This window comes from Paraburkholderia sp. SIMBA_054 (assembly GCF_046534875.1).
GTDB classification, from domain to species: domain Bacteria; phylum Pseudomonadota; class Gammaproteobacteria; order Burkholderiales; family Burkholderiaceae; genus Paraburkholderia; species Paraburkholderia hospita.
Window position 1 is genome coordinate 1 of record NZ_JAWRXV010000099.1, and the last position, 23,954, is coordinate 23,954.

General features: G+C 63.2%; 23 protein-coding genes. 16 read left to right on the forward strand and 7 right to left on the reverse strand.

The annotated features are described in order from the left end of the window. Positions 1 to 140: 140 nt before the first annotated feature. Positions 141 to 917: an enoyl-CoA hydratase gene (locus SB822_RS51805; protein ID WP_007580635.1), complete on the reverse strand. Its 777-nt coding sequence runs from the start codon at positions 915 to 917 to the stop codon at positions 141 to 143. Between the two features lie 136 nt (positions 918 to 1,053). On the opposite strand from SB822_RS51805, the gene paaN reads away from it, so the two are divergent. From paaN to paaK, 5 genes are all read left to right on the forward strand, one after another. Next, entirely contained in the window at positions 1,054 to 2,745 is a 1,692-nt protein-coding gene (paaN, locus tag SB822_RS51810; protein WP_410858432.1) for a phenylacetic acid degradation protein PaaN, read from the forward strand. Between the two features lie 140 nt (positions 2,746 to 2,885). Continuing rightward, positions 2,886 to 4,088, forward strand: coding sequence for a 3-oxoadipyl-CoA thiolase (gene pcaF / locus SB822_RS51815; protein ID WP_410858433.1), 1,203 nt, complete (start codon positions 2,886 to 2,888; stop codon positions 4,086 to 4,088). Between the two features lie 43 nt (positions 4,089 to 4,131). Then, positions 4,132 to 4,923, forward strand: a complete 792-nt coding sequence (paaG, locus tag SB822_RS51820) for a 2-(1,2-epoxy-1,2-dihydrophenyl)acetyl-CoA isomerase PaaG (RefSeq protein ID WP_007580642.1) — start codon at positions 4,132 to 4,134, stop codon at positions 4,921 to 4,923. A gap of 1 nt (position 4,924) precedes the next feature. Further along, positions 4,925 to 5,386, forward strand: coding sequence for a hydroxyphenylacetyl-CoA thioesterase PaaI (paaI, locus tag SB822_RS51825; protein WP_114221379.1), 462 nt, complete (start codon positions 4,925 to 4,927; stop codon positions 5,384 to 5,386). A gap of 75 nt (positions 5,387 to 5,461) precedes the next feature. Continuing rightward, entirely contained in the window at positions 5,462 to 6,766 is a 1,305-nt protein-coding gene (gene paaK / locus SB822_RS51830; RefSeq protein WP_410858434.1) for a phenylacetate--CoA ligase PaaK, read from the forward strand. 125 nt (positions 6,767 to 6,891) lie between these two features. Here the strand turns inward: paaK and SB822_RS51835 are convergent, their stop codons facing one another. Further along, a complete protein-coding gene (locus SB822_RS51835) occupies positions 6,892 to 8,124 on the reverse strand; it encodes a murein transglycosylase A (protein ID WP_079483460.1) in 1,233 nt (410 codons plus the stop codon). On the opposite strand from SB822_RS51835, the gene SB822_RS51840 reads away from it, so the two are divergent. Further along, positions 8,045 to 8,218 carry a hypothetical protein gene (locus SB822_RS51840; protein WP_007580649.1) on the forward strand — a complete coding sequence of 58 codons (174 nt, stop codon included), beginning with the start codon at positions 8,045 to 8,047 and terminating at the stop codon, positions 8,216 to 8,218. The genes SB822_RS51835 and SB822_RS51840 overlap by 80 nt on opposite strands. A 35-nt stretch (positions 8,219 to 8,253) precedes the next feature. Here the strand turns inward: SB822_RS51840 and apaG are convergent, their stop codons facing one another. Further along, positions 8,254 to 8,628 carry a Co2+/Mg2+ efflux protein ApaG gene (gene apaG, locus SB822_RS51845; RefSeq protein ID WP_007580651.1) on the reverse strand — a complete coding sequence of 125 codons (375 nt, stop codon included), beginning with the start codon at positions 8,626 to 8,628 and terminating at the stop codon, positions 8,254 to 8,256. 254 nt (positions 8,629 to 8,882) lie between these two features. Here apaG and rpe point away from each other — a divergent pair, with 254 nt between their 5' ends. The 8 genes from rpe to SB822_RS51885 all read left to right on the forward strand — a co-directional run bounded on the left by rpe (position 8,883) and on the right by SB822_RS51885 (position 16,195). Continuing rightward, positions 8,883 to 9,566 (forward strand): ribulose-phosphate 3-epimerase, encoded by a 684-nt coding sequence (gene rpe / locus SB822_RS51850; RefSeq protein WP_007580653.1) that lies wholly within the window; start codon positions 8,883 to 8,885, stop codon positions 9,564 to 9,566. A gap of 1 nt (position 9,567) precedes the next feature. Beyond that, positions 9,568 to 10,290, forward strand: a complete 723-nt coding sequence (locus tag SB822_RS51855; protein ID WP_410858435.1) for a phosphoglycolate phosphatase — start codon at positions 9,568 to 9,570, stop codon at positions 10,288 to 10,290. 410 nt (positions 10,291 to 10,700) lie between these two features. Beyond that, positions 10,701 to 12,194: an anthranilate synthase component I gene (gene trpE / locus SB822_RS51860; RefSeq protein ID WP_410858436.1), complete on the forward strand. Its 1,494-nt coding sequence runs from the start codon at positions 10,701 to 10,703 to the stop codon at positions 12,192 to 12,194. Positions 12,195 to 12,207: 13 nt separating this feature from the next. After that, positions 12,208 to 12,795, forward strand: a complete 588-nt coding sequence (locus SB822_RS51865; protein ID WP_007580659.1) for an aminodeoxychorismate/anthranilate synthase component II — start codon at positions 12,208 to 12,210, stop codon at positions 12,793 to 12,795. Between the two features lie 15 nt (positions 12,796 to 12,810). Then, positions 12,811 to 13,839 (forward strand): anthranilate phosphoribosyltransferase, encoded by a 1,029-nt coding sequence (gene trpD, locus SB822_RS51870; protein WP_007580661.1) that lies wholly within the window; start codon positions 12,811 to 12,813, stop codon positions 13,837 to 13,839. 11 nt (positions 13,840 to 13,850) lie between these two features. Then, a complete protein-coding gene (gene trpC / locus SB822_RS51875) occupies positions 13,851 to 14,636 on the forward strand; it encodes an indole-3-glycerol phosphate synthase TrpC (protein ID WP_410858437.1) in 786 nt (261 codons plus the stop codon). A 30-nt stretch (positions 14,637 to 14,666) separates the two neighbouring features. Then, a complete protein-coding gene (locus SB822_RS51880) occupies positions 14,667 to 15,302 on the forward strand; it encodes a CYTH domain-containing protein (protein ID WP_410858438.1) in 636 nt (211 codons plus the stop codon). A gap of 77 nt (positions 15,303 to 15,379) precedes the next feature. Next, positions 15,380 to 16,195, forward strand: coding sequence for a uracil-DNA glycosylase (locus SB822_RS51885; protein WP_410858439.1), 816 nt, complete (start codon positions 15,380 to 15,382; stop codon positions 16,193 to 16,195). 151 nt (positions 16,196 to 16,346) lie between these two features. On the opposite strand, the gene SB822_RS51890 is transcribed toward SB822_RS51885, so the two are convergent. From SB822_RS51890 to SB822_RS51905, 4 genes are all read right to left on the reverse strand, one after another. Then, complete coding sequence (locus SB822_RS51890) at positions 16,347 to 16,943, reverse strand: FMN-dependent NADH-azoreductase (protein WP_007580668.1); 597 nt, start codon at positions 16,941 to 16,943, stop codon at positions 16,347 to 16,349. Positions 16,944 to 17,109: 166 nt separating this feature from the next. Beyond that, positions 17,110 to 18,903: a M61 family metallopeptidase gene (locus SB822_RS51895; protein ID WP_410858440.1), complete on the reverse strand. Its 1,794-nt coding sequence runs from the start codon at positions 18,901 to 18,903 to the stop codon at positions 17,110 to 17,112. Positions 18,904 to 18,988: 85 nt separating this feature from the next. Beyond that, positions 18,989 to 19,714: a DsbC family protein gene (locus SB822_RS51900; protein ID WP_086916473.1), complete on the reverse strand. Its 726-nt coding sequence runs from the start codon at positions 19,712 to 19,714 to the stop codon at positions 18,989 to 18,991. Between the two features lie 225 nt (positions 19,715 to 19,939). Then, entirely contained in the window at positions 19,940 to 21,112 is a 1,173-nt protein-coding gene (locus SB822_RS51905; protein ID WP_086916474.1) for a UbiH/UbiF family hydroxylase, read from the reverse strand. A gap of 421 nt (positions 21,113 to 21,533) precedes the next feature. Between SB822_RS51905 and ychF the strand changes: the two genes are divergently transcribed. Beyond that, complete coding sequence (gene ychF, locus SB822_RS51910; protein ID WP_007580676.1) at positions 21,534 to 22,628, forward strand: redox-regulated ATPase YchF; 1,095 nt, start codon at positions 21,534 to 21,536, stop codon at positions 22,626 to 22,628. 274 nt (positions 22,629 to 22,902) lie between these two features. After that, positions 22,903 to 23,954 (forward strand): sn-glycerol-3-phosphate ABC transporter substrate-binding protein UgpB (gene ugpB, locus SB822_RS51915; RefSeq protein ID WP_410858441.1); only part of this gene is annotated, 1,052 nt, incomplete at its 3' end.

The following is a 23,954-nucleotide window of genomic DNA, read 5'->3' on the forward strand; positions in this document are numbered from 1 at the left end:
GCCGACTCCACCGGAAAGCCCCGTCAATGCTGGCTCTCCCGCCTTCCTCGTTTCCCTCGCGCCGCGTTGGCCGCAGCACGAAAGACCGGAATTCTAGACACTTGCCTGCGTGGTTGCAAGCGGTTTTTTGAGCAATTCGATCAACGGTGTTTGAAGACGGGTTTTCGCTTCTCGACAAAAGCGGCCATCCCTTCTTTCTGGTCTTCCGTTGCGAACAACGAATGGAACAATCGACGCTCGAAATGCACGCCTTCAGCCAATGTCGTCTCGTAAGCGCGGTTGACCGACTCCTTCACCATCATCACCGCCGGCATCGGAAACTCGGAGATGGTCGCAGCCGCGGTGATTGCCTCGTCGATCAGATTCGCCGCCGGGATGACACGCGACACCAGTCCAGAGCGCTCCGCCTCGGCGGCATCCATGAATCGCGCGGTCAAGCACATATCCATCGCCTTGGCCTTCGACACCGCGCGTGGCAACCGCTGCGTACCGCCGGCTCCAGGCATCACGCCTAGCTTGATCTCCGGCTGACCGAATTTCGCCGTGTCAGCGGCAAGAATGATGTCGCACATCATCGCGAGCTCGCAGCCACCGCCGAGCGCGAAACCGGCAACGGCAGCAATGATCGGCTTGCGAACTGATCGGACAGCTTCCCAGTTCCGCGTGATGTAGTCGCCCTTATATACATCCATATAAGAGTATGTCGACATCATTCCGATGTCCGCGCCCGCCGCAAACGCTTTCTCGCTTCCGGTAATAACAATGGCGCCGATGCCCTCATCCGAATCGAACGCGCGCAGCGCTTCGCCCAGTTCATCCATTAACGCGTCATTCAGCGCGTTAAGCGCTTTCGGACGATTCAATGTGATCAGCCCGACGCGGCCACGTGTCTCAACCAGAATGTTCTCGAAACCCATGCACTCCTCCTAAGTGTTTACCAGCAGGCGCAAGAGGCTCGCGCCGCATCCCAATAATGCTAACATTCACCAACCAACCGGTCGGTCAATAAATCGACAAGGTTTCTTCTAACGTTCAGTCAGCATCTTGCCCGCCATGACCCACCCACTCTTTACGAAGCACGAAGACACGCTGCAGAAAGCCCTTGCCGCCATTGAAACCCGCGGCTACTGGAGCCCATTCTCTGAAATGCCGAGTCCCAAAGTGTACGGGGAAACCGCTAACGCGGACGGCGAATCGGCGTTCAAGGCTCTTCTGAACAAAAAGTTCGAACTCGACCAGCCGAGCACGGGCGAGATCACAGCAGCAGAACAATCGCCTTTCGGTTTCCCGCTCGGAATTCGCTACCCCAAATCCGACCCGGACGCGCTGATTGCAGCTGCGGCACAAGCCCAACGGAAATGGCGCGAAGCCGGCCCTAAAGCCTGGATCGGCGTGAGCCTCGAGATTCTTACGCGGATCAATCGGCTGAGCTTCGAGATCGGCTACAGCGTGATGCACACCACTGGCCAGGCATTCATGATGGCTTTTCAGGCGGGCGGTCCGCATGCGCAGGATCGCGCGCTCGAAGCCGTCACCTATGCGTGGGACCAGTTGCGCCGAATTCCCGCCGACGCTCATTGGGAAAAGCCGCAGGGTAAGAATCCGCCGCTCGCGATGCAGAAGCGCTTCAACATCGTGCCACGCGGCACAGGTCTCGTCCTCGGGTGCTGCACGTTCCCGACGTGGAATGGTTACCCCGGCCTGTTCGCAGACCTCGCAACCGGCAACACGGTCATCGTCAAGCCGCATCCGGGCGCGATCCTGCCGCTCGCGATCACCGTGCGCGTCGCCCGCGACGTGCTGCGTGAAGCCGGTTTCGATCCGAACGTCGTGACCTTGCTCGCGACCGAACCGAACGACGGCGAACTCGTTCAGAACCTCGCGAAGCGCCCGGAAATCAAGCTGATCGACTTCACGGGCAGCACGCAAAACGGCACGTGGCTGGAGCGCAACGCACACCAGGCGCAAGTGTTCACCGAAAAGGCCGGCGTGAATCAGATCGTGATCGACTCCGTCGACGACATCAAAGCCGCCGCGCGCAACATCGCGTTCTCGCTGGCACTGTACTCGGGCCAGATGTGCACTGCGCCGCAAAACATCTATGTGCCGCGCGACGGCATTCGCACGGCCGAAGGCACGATCCCCTTCCAGGCCGTTGCCGACGCAATTGCCGGTGCTGTCCAGAAGCTCGGCTCGGACCCGGCTCGCGCTGTAGAACTGCTGGGCGCGATCCAGAACGAAGCCATCGAGCAACGTATCGACGAAGCCCGCAAGCTGGGACACGTTCTCGCGGACAGCCAGTCGCTCGAGCATCCGACGTTCGCGGGCGCCCGCGTACGTACTCCACTGGTGCTGCAACTCGATGCCGCGACGGACGAAGCGAAGTTCACGAAAGAATGGTTCGGCCCGATCTCCTTCGTGATCGCGACAGACTCGACCGCGCAGTCGCTCGAACTTGCCGGCAGCATCGCCGCCGAACATGGCGCGCTTACTCTCTCCGTCTATAGCACGGACGACACGGTGATCGAGGCGGCCACGGAAGCCTCGATTCTTGGCGGCGTCGCGCTCTCTATCAATCTGACGGGCGGCGTTTTCGTCAATCAGTCAGCAGCGTTCTCGGACTTCCACGGCACGGGCGCCAACCCGGCTGCAAATGCCGCGCTCGCCGACGCTGCCTTCGTCGCGAATCGCTTCCGCGTTGTTCAAAGCCGGGTTCATGTTGAACCGAAGGCCGTTGCCGCGTAAGTCTGCCGAACGATATAGGACGTTTGACCGACGTTTTGGCCTATAACTTCAGGCCGACTTAAGCCGCGCCGGACGTCGAACTAACATGCAGTTCAAGGGCCGGCGCGCTTGCCGGTCCGCTCTCTTGCAGGAACCCCGATATGACCGACGCATTTATCTGTGACGCGATTCGTACGCCCTTCGGCCGCTACGGCGGCGCATTGAAAGACGTCCGTGCCGATAACCTGGGCGCCGTCCCGATCAAGGCGTTGATCGAACGGAATCCCGGCGTAAATTGGCGTGCGCTCGACGACGTGATCTACGGCTGCGCCAATCAGGCGGGGGAAGACAACCGGAACGTGGCACGCATGTCGGCGCTGCTCGCTGGCTTGCCGACGGACGCGCCCGGCGCCACGCTCAACCGGCTGTGCGGATCAGGCATGGATGCAGTCGGCACGGCAGCCCGCGCGATCAAGGCTGGCGAGGCAAACCTGATGATTGCGGGCGGCGTCGAAAGCATGACGCGAGCGCCGTTCGTGATGGGCAAGGCAAGCTCGGCGTTCTCGCGGCAATCGGAGATTCACGACACGACCATCGGCTGGCGTTTCGTCAACGCGCAGATGAAGCGCGAATACGGCGTCGATTCGATGCCCGAGACCGCGGAAAACGTCGCCGTCGACTTCAATATCAGCCGCGCCGACCAGGACGCGTTTGCAATGCGCAGTCAGGAGAAGGCGGCCCGCGCACAACGCGACGGCACGCTCGCGCACGAAATCGTGCCCGTCGAAATTCCGCAGAAGAAGGGCGAGCCAATCCGCGTGGCGCTCGATGAGCATCCGCGTGAGACGTCGCTCGAAGCACTCGGCAAACTGAAGGGCGTCGTGCGGCCGGATGGCTCGGTGACGGCGGGCAACGCATCCGGCGTCAACGACGGTGCGTGCGCACTTCTTATTGCCAGCGAGGCAGCGGCCGAACAATACGGCTTGCGGCGCCGTGCCCGCGTGATCGGCATGGCAACGGCAGGCGTCGAGCCGCGCATCATGGGCATTGGGCCGGCGCCCGCCACGCAAAAGCTGCTGAAGCAACTCAATATGACGCTCGACCAGTTCGACGTGATCGAGCTCAACGAAGCGTTTGCGTCTCAAGGTCTGGCCGTTCTACGTCAGCTCGGTTTGCGCGACGACGATCCGCGCGTCAATCCCAACGGCGGCGCGATCGCGCTGGGGCATCCGCTTGGTGCGTCCGGCGCACGCCTGATTACGACCGCGCTGTACCAGCTCGAGCGCACCAACGGACGTTACGCGCTGTGCACGATGTGTATCGGCGTCGGGCAAGGCATCGCCCTTGCCATCGAGAGCGTCTGAGCGCGCCGACTGCCCACACCGTATGGAGACGAGGAGACAAGCAATGACCTATGAAGCGATCGGCGTAGACATCGACGCCGCCACGCGCGTCGCGACCGTGACGCTAAACCGCCCCGATAAGCTGAACAGCTTTACGCGCGCCATGCATCAGGAACTGAGCGCAGCGCTCGACGAAGTCGAGGCCGCCGGCGCGCGCGCGCTCATACTCACGGGCGCCGGCCGCGGCTTCTGCGCCGGCCAGGATCTGGCCGATCTGGATTTCACGCCAGGTGCCATGACGGATCTCGGCGACCTGATCGATAAACACTTCAATCCGTTGATCCGACGTCTGCAAGCCCTCCCGCTGCCCGTCATCGCCGCCGTCAATGGCACGGCCGCAGGCGCAGGCGCGAATCTCGCGCTCGCATGCGACCTCGTGCTGGCCGCACGTTCGGCGAGCTTCATCCAGGCCTTCGTGAAGATTGGCCTCGTGCCGGACTCCGGCGGCACGTGGTTCCTGCCGCAACGCGTGGGCATGGCTCGCGCGTTGGGACTCGCGATCACGGGCGACAAGCTCAGCGCCGACAAGGCGGAAAGCTGGGGCCTTATCTGGAAGGCCGTGGACGATGCCGAATTGCAGAGCACGGCAACCCAGCTCGCCGCGCAACTCGCGCAGCAGCCCACGCGCGCCATCGCAGCCATCAAGCAGGCGATGCGGTCGAGCGCCACGCAAACGCTCGATCAGCAACTCGATCTCGAACGCGACATGCAGCGCGAATTCGGCGCATCGCATGACTACGCGGAAGGGGTCCGTGCGTTCATCGAAAAACGCGCGCCGCGCTTCGAGGGCCGCTGACATGTCCACGCAACCCAACCTGAGCAACGCGATGACGCCCGACGAACTCGCCCGCGCGACTGCCGAAGCCATGTATGCGAACGACGCCTGCAGCAAGGCGCTCGGCATCGACATTCTCGAAGTGCGCGCTGGCTACGCGCGCCTTCGGATGAGCGTACGGCCGGACTTCCTGAATGGCCATCAGATCTGTCACGGCGGTCTGATGTTCACGCTGGCCGATTCGGCATTCGCGTTCGCCTGCAACTCGTACAACATCAATACCGTCGCGGCGGGCTGCTCGATCGAGTTTCTGCGCCCTGTGCAAGGCGGCGACATCCTCACGGCGGAAGCTGTCGAGCAGACATTGAGCGGTCGCAACGGCATCTACGACATTCGCGTCACGAACCGCGCGAACGAGACCGTTGCGATGTTTCGCGGCAAGTCCGCGCAAATCAAAGGCAACGTGATCCCCGTCGACGACTGACAGGGAACGTCACCCTCTTACGTAATTGCGTCGCCTTTCGCGCGGCATACTATTCTGAAAGCAAGGAGACATTCGATGACTACCCCGCTCCCGCTCGATCCCATCGAAAAGGCGAGCCGCGACGAACTCGCTGCGCTACAGCTCGAACGGCTGAAATGGTCGCTGGCTCACGCCTATGAGAATTCCCCTGTCTATCGACGCAAGTTCGACGAAGCGGGTGTGCATCCGTCGGAGCTGAAGACGCTGTCCGACCTGTCGCGCTTCCCCTTCACTACGAAAAAGGATCTGCGCGACAACTATCCGTTTGGCCTGTTCGCCGTACCGCAAGATCAGATTTCGCGCATTCATGCGTCATCGGGAACGACGGGCAAGCCGACCGTCGTCGGCTATACCGCGCGCGATATCGACACCTGGGCGAACCTCGTCGCACGTTCGATCCGTGCGGCAGGCGCGCGACGCGGCGACAAGGTCCACGTGAGCTACGGCTATGGTCTCTTCACGGGCGGTCTCGGCGCGCACTACGGCGCGGAACGCGCGGGCCTCACGGTCATTCCGTTCGGCGGCGGTCAGACCGAAAAGCAGGTCCAGCTGATTCAGGACTTCCGACCCGACATCATCATGGTGACGCCGAGCTACATGCTGTCGATCGCCGACGAAATGGAGCGTCAGGGTGTCGATCCCAAGACATGCTCGCTGCGCATCGGCATCTTTGGCGCGGAGCCCTGGACCAACGACATGCGCCGCGCGATCGAAGAACGCATGGGCATCGACGCCGTCGACATCTACGGCTTGTCCGAGGTGATGGGTCCAGGCGTGGCGTCCGAATGCGTCGAAACGAAAGACGGCCCGACGATCTGGGAAGACCACTTCTACCCCGAGATCATCGATCCCGAAACGGGCGAAGTGTTGCCGGACGGCGAACTCGGCGAACTCGTGTTCACGTCGCTGACGAAGGAAGCGTTGCCGATCGTCCGTTACCGCACGCGGGATCTCACGCGTCTGCTGCCCGGAACCGCGCGTACGATGCGCCGGATGGAAAAAATCACCGGTCGCTCGGACGACATGATGATCATTCGCGGCGTTAATGTGTTCCCGACGCAGATCGAAGAGCTGCTGCTGAAGCAACACGCGCTCGCGCCGCATTATCAGATCGTGCTGACCAGAGAAGGCCCGCTCGACGTGATGACGCTGAACATCGAACCTTGCCCGGAGACCGCGCCGGACACGGCCGCGCTGGACACCGCACGTAAAGCGCTGGCTTATGACATCAAGGCACTGATCGGCGTTACAGCGAACGTGGTGCTGCTCGGCGTGAACGGCATCGAGCGCTCGGTGGGTAAAGCGCGGCGCGTGATCGACAAGCGCAAGGCAGGCGCGTAACTCTCGACACGCGAGCAAATCGAAGAGTACGGGCGTACAAAAGCAAACAGCCCGACGGAAGTGACACAAACCGTCGGGCTGTTTCAGATCGGGCTATCCCCTGACCTCAGGATCGTGACTCAGTATCACGAATTAGGCAGCAGCAGCCACATCCGTCCGCCCTGCTTCATCTTGCCGGCCAGATCGCCCGCTTCGTCGCCGAGTCCCCAGAAGTAGTCGGCACGCACGCCGCCCTTGATCGCCGAACCCGTGTCCTGAGCAAACACCAGACGATTCATTGGCGAATTGGTCATCGGGCGCGTCGTCTGGAGGAAGACGGGCGTGCCGAGCGGGATCGCCGCCGGATCGACGGCAATCGAACGCTCCGGCGTGAGCGGCACGCCAAGCGCGCCGATCGGACCATCGGCGCCGCCGCCAGGCGCAGGCTCGCTCGACGGCATCTCGCGGAAAAACACGAAGCGCGGATTCGTGTCGAGCAGGCCATCGACACGCGTCGGGTTTGCGCGCGCCCACGCTTTAATGCCTTGCATGGTCGCCTGCGACGGCGTCAGCTCACCGCGATCGAGCAACCATCGGCCAATCGACTTGTACGGCTGATTGTTCGTCCCGCCAAAGCCGACGCGCATCACGCTGCCGTCTTCCATCACGATGCGTCCCGAGCCTTGCACCTGCAGGAAGAAAGCTTCGATAGGATCGTCGACCCACACGAGTTCATTGCCGTTCAGCGCGCCCGAACGCTCGAGCTGCGCACGCGCCGGCATCGCAGAACCGGGGCGGTACGCCGAAGGCCAACGGTACAAGGCCGTCTGATACACGCCTTGACGCACGCGTGAACCGCGCAGCAGCGGCTCGTAGTAGCCTGTCACGAGTCCGTCGAGCGTGCCGTCGGTGTTCGAGAACTGGAACGGCGTGAAGTAGGTTTCGAAGAAAGTGCGCGCGCTCGCCACGTCCAGGTCGTCAAGCATCAGCGCGGCCGCGCAGGCGCGCCGCCATGCCGCCTGACTGGCGAGCCGCACACAGTTCTGGCGCAGCGCCGCAGCCGCGCCGATCAGTGAATCGTCCTGCCAGCCCGGCACCTGTCGCCACGCGACAGGCGTCAGCCGCTGGGCGGCGATCTGGCCGGGTATGATCGCGGCACCCGTCGGCGGTGAAACGGATGGCCGCACCGCGCCGCCGCCTCCGCACGACGCAAGCAGTACGGCAAACGACAGCGCTCCCGCCCAGGCCGCGGCCCGGCGGGCAAAGCGCATACAATGATTGTTCTCGATGGAAACTGCCATGTCTGATCTGCTCGACGAATATCCGATGCTCATCTTCGCGCTGGAGTCGCTCCTGGCGCTTTCGCTGCTGATTTTCATCGTTGTGTGGACAGCGTCCGGCAAGAAAAAGAATGCCGCACGCCAGAAGCAGGACGCCAAACAGGTCCCGCCGCAGCAGCAACCGCGTCGCTGACTGACAGCGCGCGGCGTCTCATGTTCAACGCGCGCTCAATGCAGCGTGCGCGGCATCCGCAGAACGAATTCCGGCACGGGCGCGTCCCAGCGCTCACCGTCCTCCGCCACGCAAAAATACTCGCCGCGCATCGTCCCCACGGGTGTCGCGATCACCGCGTAGCTGGTGTACTCGAACTGCTCGCCCGGCTTCAGCAACGGCTGATGCCCGACCACACCGAGGCCTTTCACTTCCTGAACACGGTTTTCGCTATCCGTAATGACCCAGTGACGCGCGATCAGTTGCGCGGCGACCTGGCCTGTATTGCGGATGGTGAGCGTGTAGGCGAAAGCGTACTTCCGATGCTCCGGGTCCGACTCCTCGGCGATGTACCGGACCTGGGAGGACACGCTGAATTCGTACTGGCTCATGCTGATTCCGATGGTGAGCAAAGCGCGCAATCGATCCGCGCAAGGCTGTGTGCAGGCGGCTCGGCGCGACTAGCGGCGCGCCGGCACAGGCGTTGACATGGTTTGGCATTCTGCTTGATGCAGCGCGGGCCCGCAACCGCATCGGCCAGCCGGACAAGACTCCAGAACATGACGAAAGCCATGCCGCGCCGAAGGCCGCGGCGCGCCGGCCGGCGCTAAAATAGCGGTTTTCCGTCTCCCGCCCACCCCACGCCATGACTCAATTCCGTATCGCTCCCAGCATTCTGTCCGCCGACTTCGCGCGGCTCGGCGAAGAAGTCCGCAACGTCGTAGCCGCGGGCGCCGACTGGATTCACTTCGACGTGATGGACAACCACTACGTGCCGAACCTGACGATTGGCCCGCTCGTATGCGAGGCGATCCGCCCGCACGTGCAGGTGCCCATCGACGTGCATCTGATGGTACGCCCCGTCGACCGCATCGTGCCGGACTTCGCGAAGGCCGGCGCGAACTTGATCAGCTTTCATCCCGAAGGCTCGGATCACATCGACCGCACGCTGTCGCTGATCCGCGACCACGGCTGCAAGGCGGGCCTCGTGTTCAATCCCGCCACGTCGCTGAATTACCTTGATCACGTGATGGACAAGGTGGATCTCGTGCTGATCATGTCGGTGAATCCGGGCTTCGGCGGGCAGTCGTTCATTCCCGAAGCGCTGAACAAGCTGCGCGAAGCACGCGCAAAAATCGACGCGTACAAGGAAAAGACCGGCCGCGAGATTCATCTCGAAGTCGACGGTGGCGTGAAAGTCGACAACATCGCGGAAATTGCGGCGGCGGGCGCGGATACCTTCGTGGCCGGCTCGGCGATCTTCGGCCACCCGGACTACAAGACGATCATCGACAAGATGCGCGGCGCGCTGGCATCGGTTGGGCGCTAAGATGGAAACGACGCCTCATTACCCCGCTCCCGCCTTCACGGCCGGGAAGATTCGCGCGGCGGTCGTCGATCTCGACGGCACGATGGTCGATACCGCCGACGACTTCACCGCGTCCCTGAACGGCATGCTCGCCCAGTTCGACGCGGAAGAAACCTCGCGCGAAGAGGTGATGGACTACGTCGGCAAGGGCTCCGAGCATCTGATCCGCAGCGTGCTCGCGCCGCGCTTCGAAGCCGAGCTGGCGCAGTCGCGCTTCGACGAGGCGCTCGCGATCTACCAGGAGGAGTACGCGAAGATCAACGGTCTGCACACGCGGCTCTATCCCGACGTCGAAGCGGGCTTGATCGCGTTGCGCGACGCGGGTCTCGTGCTCGCGTGCGTGACCAACAAGCCGCATCGTTTCGCGACGCAGCTGCTCGAGCATCACGGGTTGCTGCATTACTTCGGTGTCGTGCTGGGCGGCGACAGCGTCGCGGCGAAAAAGCCCGATCCGCTGCCCATGCTCACCGCCTGCAAAGCCCTCGGCGTGCCGCCCAAAGAAGCCGTCGCGATCGGCGATTCGCAGAACGATGCGTTCGCGGGCCGCGCGGCCGGCATGGCGACGCTGACGGTCCCGTATGGCTACAATCACGGCGAATCTGTTCAAACCATAAAATCCGATGGTATAGTTGTGTCGCTGTTGGGCGCCGCCAAGGCGATCGCAGCACACAATGCAGTACAATAAGTGTCAACCCAAGCAACACCCAAATCACTGACTTAACCAAAGTCTTCTCTCATGTTTCTGAATAAAAAACGGAGTCTGAGCACGATCGACCGGGGAGCCTGGCCCTGGCGTCGCTGGTCGCGCTGATACCTCGCCCGAGGTAGGCTGAAGCTCGTCTTTGGCACCCGTTTTTTACTTCGCTGCGCTCACGCGCTTTTCCGAAACGCCGGTTTGACCGGCACGCAACCGCTGCAATGAGTTTCAGCTAGCCGTCGTGTACCTTGCGTACTATCGTCGTGCTGTGAAGCCGTGCATGCGTTCGGGAAAGCGCGCGCCGGTCTCCCAACCTGTGACGAGCACATTCGACCGGTAACGCAGCCCCCGCTTTGTCCGACGCTAGCAGCGCACGGACGCACGAACAGGATCGGAACATGACCGAACTCGAATTTCAGTCCCTCGCGAACGAGGGCTTCAATCGCATCCCGCTGATCGCCGAAGCGCTGGCCGACCTCGAAACGCCGCTGTCGCTGTACCTGAAGCTCGCGCAAACCGAGCGCAACGGCGCGAACTCGTTTCTGCTCGAATCGGTGGTGGGAGGCGAACGCTTTGGCCGCTACTCGTTCATCGGCCTGCCGGCGCGCACGCTGATCCGCACGCGTAACGGCGTGACGGAAGTCGTGAAAGACGGCAAGGTCGTCGAGACGCACGAGAGTGACCCGCTCGAATTCATCCAGCAGTTCCAAGGCCGCTTCAAGGTCGCGCTGCGTCCGGGCCTGCCGCGTTTCGCGGGCGGTCTTGCTGGCTACTTTGGGTACGATGCCGTGCGCTACATCGAGAAGAAACTCGCACACACGGCCCCGCCCGACGACCTGAACCTGCCCGACATTCAGCTCCTGCTGACGGAAGAAGTCGCCGTCATCGACAACCTCGCGGGCAAGCTGTACCTCGTGATCTACGCCGATCCGACCACGCCCGAGGCGTACACGCGCGCCAAACAGCGTCTGCGCGAACTGAAGCAGCGCCTGCGTACGACGGTGCAGCCGCCTGTCACGTCGGCGAGCGTGCGTACCGAAATTTTCCGCGAGTTCAAGAAAGACGATTACCTCGCCGCCGTGCGCAAGGCGAAGGAATACATCGCGGCAGGCGAGCTGATGCAAGTGCAGGTCGGCCAGCGTCTGACGAAACCGTATCGCGACAACCCGCTGTCGCTTTACCGCGCGCTGCGTTCGCTGAATCCGTCGCCGTACATGTACTACTACAACTTCGGCGAATTCCATGTGGTCGGCGCGTCGCCGGAAATTCTGGTGCGTCAGGAAAAGCGCAACGAAGACCGCATCGTCACGATCCGTCCTCTGGCAGGCACGCGTCCGCGCGGCAATACGCCCGAGCGCGACGCCGAACTCGCCACCGAACTGCTGAACGATCCGAAGGAAGTCGCCGAACACGTGATGCTGATCGACCTCGCGCGCAACGACGTGGGCCGTATTGCGCAGATCGGCTCGGTGTCCGTGACCGACAAGATGGTGATCGAAAAGTACTCGCACGTGCAGCACATCGTCAGCTCTGTCGAGGGCACGCTGAAGCCGGGCATGACCAACTTCGACGTGCTGCGCGCGACGTTCCCGGCGGGCACGCTGTCGGGCGCCCCGAAGGTTCGCGCGATGGAACTGATCGACGAACTCGAGCCCGTGAAGCGCGGCCTCTACGGCGGCGCAGTCGGCTACCTGTCGTTCACGGGCGAGATGGACCTCGCGATCACGATCCGCACGGGCGTGATCTGCAACGGCAATCTGTATGTGCAGGCGGCAGCGGGCGTGGTCGCCGACTCGGTGCCCGAATCCGAATGGCAAGAGACCGAGAACAAGGCACGCGCTGTGATGCGCGCCGCCGAGCAAGTGCAAGACGGCCTCGATAGCGATTTCTGACCGGAGACAGACCATGCTGCTGATGATCGACAACTACGACTCGTTCACCTATAACCTGGTCCAGTACTTCGGCGAACTCGGCGAAGACGTGCGGACCTATCGCAACGACGAAATTACCCTCGACGAAATCGCGAAGCTCAACCCCGAGCGCATCTGCCTGTCGCCGGGACCGAGCAATCCGCAACACGCAGGCATCACGCTCGACGTGCTGCGTGAATTCTCCGGCAAGTATCCGATCCTCGGCGTGTGCCTCGGCCACCAGGCGATCGGCGAAGCGTTCGGCGGCCGTGTGGTGCGCGCGCAGACCATCATGCACGGCAAGGTGAGCCAGATCGAAACCGACTGCAAAGGCGTATTCGCCGACCTGCCGAAGCACTTCACCGTCACGCGTTATCACTCGCTCGCGATCGAGCGCGAATCGCTGCCTGATTGCCTCGAAATATCCGCATGGACCGACGACGGTGAAATCATGGGTGTGCGTCACAAGACGCTGCCTGTCGAAGGCGTGCAGTTCCACCCGGAATCGATCCTGTCGGAACACGGCCACGCGTTGCTCGAAAACTTCGTGAAGCAGTCGAAGGCCGTGGCGCGTAGCGCCTAACAAGGAGACGTCAAAATGATTACGGCCCAGGAAGCGCTGCAACGCACGATCGAGCACCGCGAAATTTTCCACGACGAAATGCTGCACCTGATGCGCCTCATCATGCGCGGCGACATGTCGCCCGTGATGGCGGCCGCGATCATCACGGGGCTGCGCGTCAAAAAAGAGACCATCGGCGAGATTACCGCGGCCGCCACGGTGATGCGTGAGTTCGCCCGTCACGTTGAAGTGCAGGACAATTCGAACTTCGTCGATATCGTGGGCACGGGTGGCGACGGCTCGCACACGTTCAATATCTCGACGGCGACGATGTTCGTCACGGCGGCTGCGGGCGCAAAAGTCGCGAAGCACGGCAATCGCGGCGTGTCGAGCAAGTCGGGCAGCGCGGACGTGCTCGAAGCGCTCGGCGTCAATATCGATCTGCAGCCGGAACAGGTAGCCGCGTCGATCGCCGAAACGGGCATGGGCTTCATGTTCGCGCCGAACCATCACCCGGCGATGAAGAACATCGCGCCCGTGCGCCGCGAACTCGGCGTGCGGACCATCTTCAACATTCTCGGTCCGCTGACGAACCCGGCCGGCGCGCCGAACCAGTTGCAAGGCGTGTTTCACGCCGACCTGGTCGGCATTCAGGTTCGCGTGATGGAGCGTCTCGGCGCAAACCACGTGCTGGTCGTGTATGGTATGGACGGCATGGATGAAGTGTCGCTCGGCGGCGCAACGCTGGTCGGCGAACTGCGCGACGGTCGGGTGACCGAGTACGAGATTCACCCCGAGGACTTCGGCATGCAGATGGTGTCGAACCGCACGCTGAAAGTCGCGGACGCGACGGAATCGAAAGTGTTGCTGCTCGAAGCGCTCGACAATAAGCCGGGCGTCGCGCGCGAAATCGTCACGCTGAACGCGGGCACCGCGCTGTACGCAGCGAACGTCGTCGAGTCGATCGCAGACGGCCTGCAGCTGGCCCGCGAAGCGATCGCGAGCGGCAAGGCGCGTGCGAAGGTCGACGACCTGGTCCGCTTCACGCAACAGTTCAAGAAATAAACGGGATTTACATGAGCGATATTCTCGACCGCATCATCGACGTCAAGCGCGAAGAAGTACGCGCCGCGCAGCAAAGCGCGCCGCTCGAAGAGTTGCGCCTGCAGGCATCCGCGCGCGATCTGCGCGATTTCGTCGACGCGATTCGCGCGAAGCATGAGGCGGGTCTCGCGGCCGTGATCGCCGAGGTTAAGAAGGCGAGCCCGTCGAAAGGCGTGCTGCGCGAGAACTTCGTACCGGCGGAGATCGCACGTTCGTACGCGAAGCACGGCGCGGCGTGCCTGTCCGTGCTGACCGACGTGCAGTTCTTCCAGGGCAGCGCGAAGTATCTGGAAGAGGCGCGCGCTGCGTGCGATCTGCCCGTTCTGCGCAAGGATTTCATCGTCGATCCGTATCAGATCCTCGAAGCGCGCGCGATGGGCGCCGACGCGATCCTGCTGATCGTCGCGGCGCTCGAACTCTCGCAGATGCAGGATCTCGAAGCGTACGCGCACTCGCTCGGCCTCGCGGTGCTTGTCGAGGTGCACGACAAGGACGAACTGGTCGACGCGCTGACGCTGAAGACGCCGCTGATGGGCGTGAACAACCGCAATCTGCGCACGTTCGAAACATCGATCGACACCACGCTCAGCCTGCTGGACATGATGCCGGACGACCGCATCGTCGTGACCGAGTCGGGCATCATGTCGCGCGGCGACGTCGAGCGGATGCGCGCGATGGACGTGAACTCGTTCCTCGTCGGCGAGGCGTTCATGCGCGCCGAAGACCCGGGCGCGGAGCTTGCGCGGATGTTCTTCTGATTCTCACCACGTTACAGAGCGAGCCGCGCTATGGGCATGGAACACGAGATCAAGCTGTCGCTGCCGACCGGTCAGGTCGGCGCCGCGACGCAATGGTTGATTCAACGCGCCGGTAGCAAGGGCCGCACGATCACGCTCGAGAACAGCTATTACGACACGCCGTCGCTGACGCTCGCGCGCGCGAAAAGCGCGGTGCGCGTGCGCCGCACGCCGGACGGCTGGCTGCAGACGTACAAGACGGTCGGCACGTCGAGTGGCGGCTTGCACAGCCGGCACGAGTGGGAAATGGCCATCAAGGGCAACGCGCTCGAGATCGACGCGCTGCTCGCAGCCTGTGACGACGAACCGTCGAAGGAAGCGTTGCGTAGCGCGCGTGACGACTTGATTCCGCTGTTCAGCACGAACTTCTCGCGAACGATCTGGCACTTGAGCATCGACGGCGCCGACGTCGAGGCAGCCATCGACCAGGGCGAGGTTGTCGCGGACGTGAACGGCGAACCGCGCCGCGCACCGATCTGCGAGATCGAACTGGAACTGAAGGACGGTGACGCGGGCGCGCTGAAAGCGTTGTCGGCAGAACTCGCGCAGGCCGTGCACGGCTTGCGTCCCGATGACGTGAGCAAGGCGCAGCGCGGTTATCGTCTGCGCGAAAGCAGCTCGCAATAAGCGGCGAAAGCAGCAAACACGGAAGCACGCGTGCAGAACCTTGAGCGCGCCCGCGTTTGCTGCCACACTAGCCCGCCATGAATTCCGCAAAACGCTCCCGCACCCCGCCGACGCAGCCGTCGCTCTTCACCGACGACGACACCCGCGCCGCCGCATCTTCTCCCGTCAAAGACATTCAGACGCTCGAAGCGCAATTCGAAGCCCTGCCGCCGGCCTGGCGCGCGCACCTCAAACCGTTTATCGATAGCGATACGTACGCGCCGCTGTGCCAGTTCGTCGACGGCGAGCGCGCGTCCGGCAAGACCGTCTATCCCGCCGACGTATTCCGCGCGCTGCGACTCACGAGTCCCGACGACGTCAAGATCGTGATTCTCGGCCAAGACCCGTATCACGGCGAAGACCGTGGCACGCCGCAGGCGCACGGTCTCGCGTTTTCAGTGCCGCCTTCGGTGCGGCCCCCGCCGTCGCTGCGCAACATCTTCAAGGAAATCGCCGCAACCCTCGGCCATGAGTCGCCGCAGCACGGCTGTCTCGACGCGTGGGCGCGACAAGGCGTGCTGTTGCTCAACACGGTGCTGACCGTCGAACGCGATCGCGCCGCGAGTCACGCGAAGCGCGGCTGGGAAAAATGCACCGACACGCTAATCCACGAACTCGCGATGCGTCACGATGGGCTCGTGTTCATGCTGTGGGGCGCGCATGCGCAGGCCAAACGCGCGCTGCTCGGTGGCAAGTCGCATTGCGTGCTGGAAGCGCCTCATCCCTCGCCGCTGTCGGCGCATCGCGGGTTTCTCGGCTGCCGGCATTTCGCGCTCGCCAACGAATTTCTCGAAGCGCACGGCCGTCAGACCATCGACTGGCGTTTGCCGGAAACGGGCGAAGTGTTCGCCTGACGCGCACCGCGACCCACACGAAACCCCAAAAGAAAACGCCACGGAATTGTGTTCCGTGGCGTTGTGTTTTGCCGTCACGAAACGGCCGATCACCGTATCGGACGGGCAAGCGGCCAGCCGGATGGCTCACCGCATAACCGTTTCAGACAGCTCAGGCAGCAGCAATCGCTTCGCGCGCGCCAGCCAGGGCCGCGTTCGCTGCGTCCGGGCCCATGGCCAGGCCTTCAGCGTAGATGAAGTTCACGTCCGTCATGCCGAGGAAACCGAGGAACGTCGTGATGTAAGGCGTCTGCGTGTCGCCCGGCGTGCCGGCGTACTTGCCGCCGCGTGCCGAAACCACGAACACCTTCTTGCCCGTCACGAGACCTTCCGGACCATTTGCGCCGTACTTGAACGTGATGCCAGCGCGTGCGATGAAGTCGAAGTACGTCTTCAGTTGCGACGTGATGCCGAAGTTGTACAGCGGTGCGCCGATCACGACGAGGTCGGCGGCTTGCAGTTCGGCGATCAGCGCTTCGCTGCGCGCTGCGATCGCTTGCTGTTCAGCCGTACGCTGCTCGGCCGGCGTGAAGAATGCGCCGAGAATCGCATCGTCGAGGTGCGGAAGTGCACCTTCATGCAGATTGCGGACGACGACTTGCGCGCCCGGATTCGATTGTTGCAGCTTTGCCGTCAGTTCGTTCGCGAGCAGCGTCGATTGGGCGCCTTGCGAGCGAGCCGACGAGTTGATTTGCAGGATCGTGGTCATCTGTGACTCCAGTGAGGGGCGCGCTGTGTTGCGCGAGTGGAGCCATTGTGTTTTTTTACCCGCCCGGGAAAAAGTAGCGCGGCGGCGACGGATTGTTGCAACGATAGAACAATCCGCCGCCGGGCTGCGCCGTGCGAGCGCCGCCGGCGAGCCCTCCGGGTGCGCCTTACTTGCCGCCCAGCCAGCGTTTGCGGGCCGTCACGGCCGCCGCGCGTTTGTCGTTCGCGGTGAGTTTGTAGCGCGAGACCTCCGGTCCGTCCAGCTTGACCTGCGCGACGCGCAGCTCGTCGCGCCGGAACGCGTGCACCTCGACCTTCGCGCCGGGCTGGTAGCGCGACAGCAGCGCGTCGAGATTCGAGCCCGTCACGCGCAAGCCGTCGACGGCGATCAGCACGTCGCCCGCCGACAGGCCGGCCTTCTGCGCCGCGCTGCCGTCATGAACGGCCGCCACCGTGCAGTCCGCGCCGCCGCGCATGCGCGCGCCGAGCGACGGCTTGCCCTTCAGATCGACGTCCGCCTCGAGTGTCACGCCGAACGACGCCAGCAGCGTGTCGAGCGGCAGATCGCTCGTGCCGCGCACGCCTTCCGCGAAAAGCTCCGACAGGTCCGCGCCCGTGGCCTCGGCGAACAGCGCCTCGACGTCGGCTTCCTCGATACCCTGACTCGTGCCCTTGAAGAAGTCGCGTCCGTAGCGCTGCCACAGCAGGCGCATCACGTCGTCGAGCGATTTGCGGTTCTGCGTTTGCGCGCGAATCGTCAGATCGAACGCGAGTGCGACCAGCGAGCCCTTCGTGTAATAGCTGACGATCGCGTTCGCCGCGTTTTCGTCCTGACGGTAGTACTTGACCCATGCGTCGAACGAGCTTTCGGCGACCGTCTGCTTCAGGCGTCCGCTGCCGCGCAGCACCCCGCCGATCGTCTTGCCGAGCAGCGTGAAATAGTCGGTTTCCTTGATCAGGCCGCTGCGCACGAGCACCAGGTCGTCGTAGTAAGACGTGAAGCCCTCGAACAGCCACAGCAGCGACGTGTAATTTTCCCGCGTCAGATCGTACGGCGCGAACACGGCGGGCTTGATGCGCTTCACGTTCCACGTGTGGAAGTATTCGTGGCTGCACAGGCCGAGATACGTGCGATAGCCGTCCGTCGTCTCGTCGCGGCCTTCGACGGGCAAATCCGCGCGATTGCAGATCAGCGCCGTCGATGCGCGATGCTCCAGACCGCCGTAGCCATCGGTGACGGCTTGCGTCATGAAGACGTAGCGGTCCATCGGCGCCTTTTTCGAGCGGGGCTCGAAGAGCGCGATCTGCGCTTCGCACACGCGCTTCAGATCCGCCGACAGCCGCGCCATGTCCAACCCGATCACGCGCCCGGCGATCACGATGTCGTGCGGCACGCCGTGCGCCTTGTACGTCGCGAGTTCGAATTCGCCCAGCGTGACGGGATGATCGATCAGCTCGTCGTAGTTCTGCGCGCTGTACTCGCCGAAGCCATAGCGCTTCGTGCCGCGCGCTTCCGTCAGCGCCGTCGCGACGCGCCAGTTGCGGAACTGCGGACCGGCAGGCTTCTGGATATCGACGACGCACGGCGCGTCCTGGAACCCGAGCGGCGACAGAAACACGCTCGTGCCATTGAAGAAGCCCGTCGTGTCGTCGAGATGCGCGGCGCGCACCGACATGTCCCAAGCGTAGACCTCATAGCGCAGCGTCAGCGCGCCCTTGACGGGCGCCGCCTGCCACGAGTGCTTGTCGGTCTTTTCGAGCCTCACCTTGCGGCCCGCGTCGTTGAACGCGCGCAGCGTGACGATGTTGCGCGCGAATTCGCGGACCATGTAGCTGCCGGGAATCCATACGGGCAGCATGAAGCGCTGGCCCGACGGATCGGGCTCGGCGACGGTCACGGTCACTTCGAAGAGATGGGCGGCGGGTTGCTTCGGAACGATGGTGTAGCGGATCGGCTTCATCGGCGCTCGTGTGTGGAAACTCGTGAAGAAACGACAGGAGGCGCCGCGCGCCTCCTTTCAAACAGATTCAGACGATGCGCGCAGCTCAGCGCACCGACGACAACGCCTTGTCCAGCTGGTCCGCCGGCACGGCGCCCGGCAGGCGACGTCCGTCCGCGAGGAACACGGTGGGCGTGCCGCTCACGTTCATCGACTGTCCGAGCACGAGATTCTTGTCGATCGCGGCCGTGTCGCAGGTGCCGGGCGCGGTCGGCGCGCGGTGATCCTGCATCCAGGCTTCCCATGCCTTCGCGCGGTCGGAGGAACACCAGATCGACTTCGACTTCACCGTCGAATCCGGCGACAGGACCGGGTACAGGAACGTGTAAACGGTGATGTTATCCATCGACTTCAGCGTCGTTTCAAGCTGCTTGCAGTACGGGCAGTTCGGATCGGAGAACACGGCGATCTTGCGGCTGCCATTGCCCTTCACCACTTTCACCGCGTTCGCGAACGGCAGGCTCGCGAAATCGATGCGGTTGGTTTCGGACAGGCGCGCTTCCGTCAGATTCTGGCGCGTCTTCGCGTCGATCATGTCGCCGAGAATCAGATGGTCGCCCGTCGCATCGCTGTAGACGATCTGCGAGCCGAGGTTCACCTCGTACAGCCCGTCGATCGGCGACTTCGAGACGCTTTTGATCGTTGCTTCGCTCAGACGCGATTGCAGCGTCGACTTGAGCTTGTCGGTGGTCTGGTCGGCCTGCGCCGAACAGCCGAGGCCGAGGGTCGCGACGGCCAGCGCCAGCGCGGCGATGCGGATACGTTTCTTCATGCTGCTGCTCCTGATTCGATTCGGCGCGCGGCCCGTTTGCCGCTCGTCTGCGCCTGTGTTCAAGTTCCGCGCGGGGCTCCGGGTGTTTGCCGGAGTATTCCCTTTTGCATCGATGCGTGTGGGGTGCTTCAGGCAGTGCTGCGCAGATGGTATGCCTTGCGTTCGATCCTGTCAGATCGCGCGCGCCGCCGTTCCGTTCCACCTGGCGCGCGGCTGGCGCATTGTTCAGCCCAGCGCCGCCGAAACCAGCCAGCGCTTGACCAGCGGCTGCGCGCCGACGAATGCCATGCCCGTGTTGCGAACCGCGCGCGCGATATTGCCCGGCAGCCCGAACAGCTTCTGCAGGCCGTCGGTGGCGATGGTCAGCGCGCGGATGTCTTCGCTGCGCGAGCGTTCGTAGCGGCGCAACAGCACAGTGTCGCCGATATCGCGGAACGCCTCTTTCTTCACGATCACGTCCACCAGCGACGCCACGTCGCGCAAGCCCAGATTCATGCCCTGCCCCGCGAGCGGATGGATCAGGTGCGCGGCATCGCCGACCAGCGCGACGCGTGGCGCGACCAGCCGGTCGACGGTTTGCAGTGCAAGCGGAAAGCCTTGGGCGGGCGTCACGCATTCGAGCGTGCCGAGCGCGCCCATCGTCGCGCGTTCGACTTCCGCCGCGAGTTGCGCCGGATCGAGTTTGACGAGCGTGTTCGCGTGATCGGTCATCGCCGACCAGACCAGCGACACGTGGCCGTCCGGCAGCGGCAGCAGCGCGATGATCTCGCCGTCGCGGAACCACTGGTACGCCGTCTCGCCGTGCGGGCGTCCGGCCTTGAAGTTCGCGACGACGCCCGTCTGCCGGTAGTCGCGGCGGTTCACCTTCGAGCCGATCTGCGCGCGCACCCACGAATGGGCGCCGTCCGCGCCGACCACGAGATCCGCTTCGAGCACGTTGCCGTTTGCGAGACCGATGGTCGCGCCGCCCGTCTTGACGTCGAGCCCCTGCGCACGGGTGTCGAGCCACGTGAGGTTGGGCTGGAAGCGCAGCGCGGCGTCGAGCGCCTGTTCGATCAGCGACGATTCGGCGATCCACGCGAGCTGCGGCACGGATGCCTGGAACGCCGAGAAATGCAGTTCGGCATGCGCGTCGCCGTAGACGCGCATGTCGTAGACCGGCGCGAGCCGCGACGTGTCGAGCGCCTGCCACACGCGCAAGCGTTCGAGCAGCGCCTGCGAACTCGCGGACAGCGCGTAGACGCGCGAGTCGAATACGGCGTCGGCGGGCAGCGGCTGACAATGCTGCGCGAGCAATGCGACGCGCAGGCCGCTTTGCGTGAGCGCAAGCGCCGCCGTCTTGCCGACGAGCCCGCCGCCGATCACGGCGACGTCGAAGGACTGATGGTGAGCATTCATGCGGCCATTATAGCCGTGAGGGGTGCCGGGGACGGATCGGCGGGACAGGCTTTTGGCGCGGTTTCAGCGTTGTTTGAGCAGTGATTGATGCAGGTCGGGCACAAGTCTCGTCGATTGTGGACTGCATATGCACGCGCTCGCGTAGCGAACGGCACGCGCCACCGCTTCTCCGCTGCCGCGAGCGCGCCGCCGGACAGGGTTACAATTGCGGTTTTCGGTTATCCGGCACCTCCGGCGCGCGTTTGCAGCGCGGCGGGTGTCTTACGACAGTCCGCCTGTGCAGCGTGTTTTCGGCGCGTGCTTCTGGCACGTGCCTGGCGCCAGCGGACTTGCGGGCCGCGGCCAGCATCGCGCCGCGCCACATGTAGCCCGCGCTCCGTTCGCCGAAGCCTGTCACCACCTGATTTTGTAGAGAACCTTCATGAGCCTCAAATGCGGCATCGTCGGCCTGCCTAACGTCGGCAAGTCCACCCTGTTCAATGCGCTGACCAAGGCGGGCATCGCCGCCGAAAACTATCCGTTCTGCACGATCGAGCCGAACGTCGGCGTGGTTGAAGTGCCGGACGCGCGCCTGACGGCGCTCGCCGGCATCGTCAAGCCGGAGCGCATCGTGCCTGCCGTGGTCGAGTTCGTCGACATCGCGGGTCTGGTGGCAGGCGCGAGCAAGGGCGAAGGCCTCGGCAACCAGTTCCTCGCGAACATCCGCGAAACGGATGCGATCACGCACGTCGTGCGCTGCTTCGAGGACGAGAACGTGATTCACGTCGCGGGCAAGGTCGATCCCGTGTCAGATATCGAAGTGATCAACACGGAACTTGCGCTCGCCGACCTCGCGACGGTCGAAAAGGCGCTCACGCGTTATGCGAAAGCCGCGAAGTCCGGCAACGACAAGGAAGCGGTGAAGCTCGCTGCCGTGCTGGAAAAGGTTCGCGCGCAGCTGGATCAGGCCAAGCCGGTTCGTGGGCTGGATCTGACGGAAGAAGAGCTTCTGCTGATCAGGCCGTTCTGCCTGATTACGGCCAAGCCGGCCATGTATGTCGCGAACGTCAAGGAAGACGGCTTCGAAAACAATCCGCACCTGGACGCGGTGCGCAAGTACGCCGAAACGGAGAATGCGCCCGTGGTCGCCGTGTGCGCGGCGATCGAGGCGGAAATCGCCGATCTCGCCGATGAAGACAAGGAAGTGTTCCTCGCCGACATGGGCATGCACGAGCCGGGTCTGAACCGTGTGATTCGCGCGGGTTTCAAGCTGCTCGGCCTGCAGACGTATTTCACGGCGGGCGTGAAGGAAGTGCGCGCGTGGACGATCCATGTCGGCGATACCGCGCCGCAGGCGGCGGGCGCGATTCACACGGACTTCGAACGCGGCTTCATTCGCGCGCAGACGATCGGCTTTGACGATTACATCGCGTACAAGGGTGAACAAGGCGCGAAGGAAGCGGGCAAGATGCGCGCGGAAGGGAAGGAGTACATCGTGCATGATGGCGACGTGATGAACTTTTTGTTCAACGTGTGACGAACAATTGTCAAATGCCTCCCCGTCGCTTCGCGCGGGGGCGCAAATTGCCCAAAGCCGCGCATCGACGCGGCTTTTTTTTCGCCCTCGTTGCACGCGCACCCATCGATGCTCTGGGTAATCGCCCTTTCTCCGATTATTCTTCTGATGTTAAATTGCCCGTTCGACACTGAGCCTTACATATAGAAAATTCACCGACGCTTTCCTGTCATCGACCACAACTAGAATCGCGCGACCGCAATTCCGCGCTTTCCGTATAAGAAGGAGACTCTCGATGCATTGCAAGCCCCTCTTCCGTTCGCTATCCGTCGCGGCCGTTCTGGCCTTCGGCGTCCACCAAGGCGCTTACGCCGCCACTGAAATCCAGTTCTGGCACGCGATGGAAGCCGCCCTCGGCGAACGTCTGAACACGATCGCCAACGACTTCAATGCATCGCAGAGCGACTACAAGATCGTCCCGGTCTTCAAGGGCACCTACGATCAGACGCTCGCAGCCGGCATCGCCGCGTACCGCAGCGGCAACGCGCCCGCGATCCTGCAGGTCTACGAGGTCGGCACGGCGACGATGATGCAGGCGAAGAAAGCCGTCATTCCCGTCTCCGACGTGTTCAAGCAGGCGGACATGACGCTCGACGAAAAAGCCTTCGTGCCGACCATCGCCAGCTATTACAGTGACTCGAAGACAGGCCACCTGATTTCGATGCCGTTCAACAGCTCGACGCCCGTCCTCTACTACAACAAGGAAGCCTTCAAGAAGGCCGGCCTCGATCCGAACACGCCGCCCAAAACGTGGGCCGAACTGGAGCAGGACGCGCTGAAACTGAAAGCAGCGGGCATGTCGTGCGGCTATTCGTCGGGCTGGCAAAGCTGGATTCAGCTCGAGAACTACAGCGCATGGCACGGCGCGCCGTTCGCGACGGAGAACAACGGCTTCGACGGCGCCGACGCCAAGCTCGAATTCAACAAGCCGCTGCAGATAGCGCACATCACGTTCCTGCAGAAGATGGCGAAGGAAGGCGCATTCACCTATGTCGGCCGCAAGGACGAACCGGTGTCGAAGTTCTATAGCGGCGACTGCGGGATCATCACGAACTCGTCCGGCTCGCTGGCGACCATCCGCAAGTACGCGAAGTTCGACTTCGGCACGGGCATGATGCCGTACGACGCGAGCGTAAAGGGCGCGCCGCAGAACGCGATCATCGGCGGCGCGAGCCTATGGGTGCTGTCGGGTAAGGACCCGGCCGTCTATTCTGACTGTGTCATAAAATTAGTTGCGCAGTCTAATGTCGTATATGAAGAGTGCCATCCTTGCATGAGCCGTAGCCC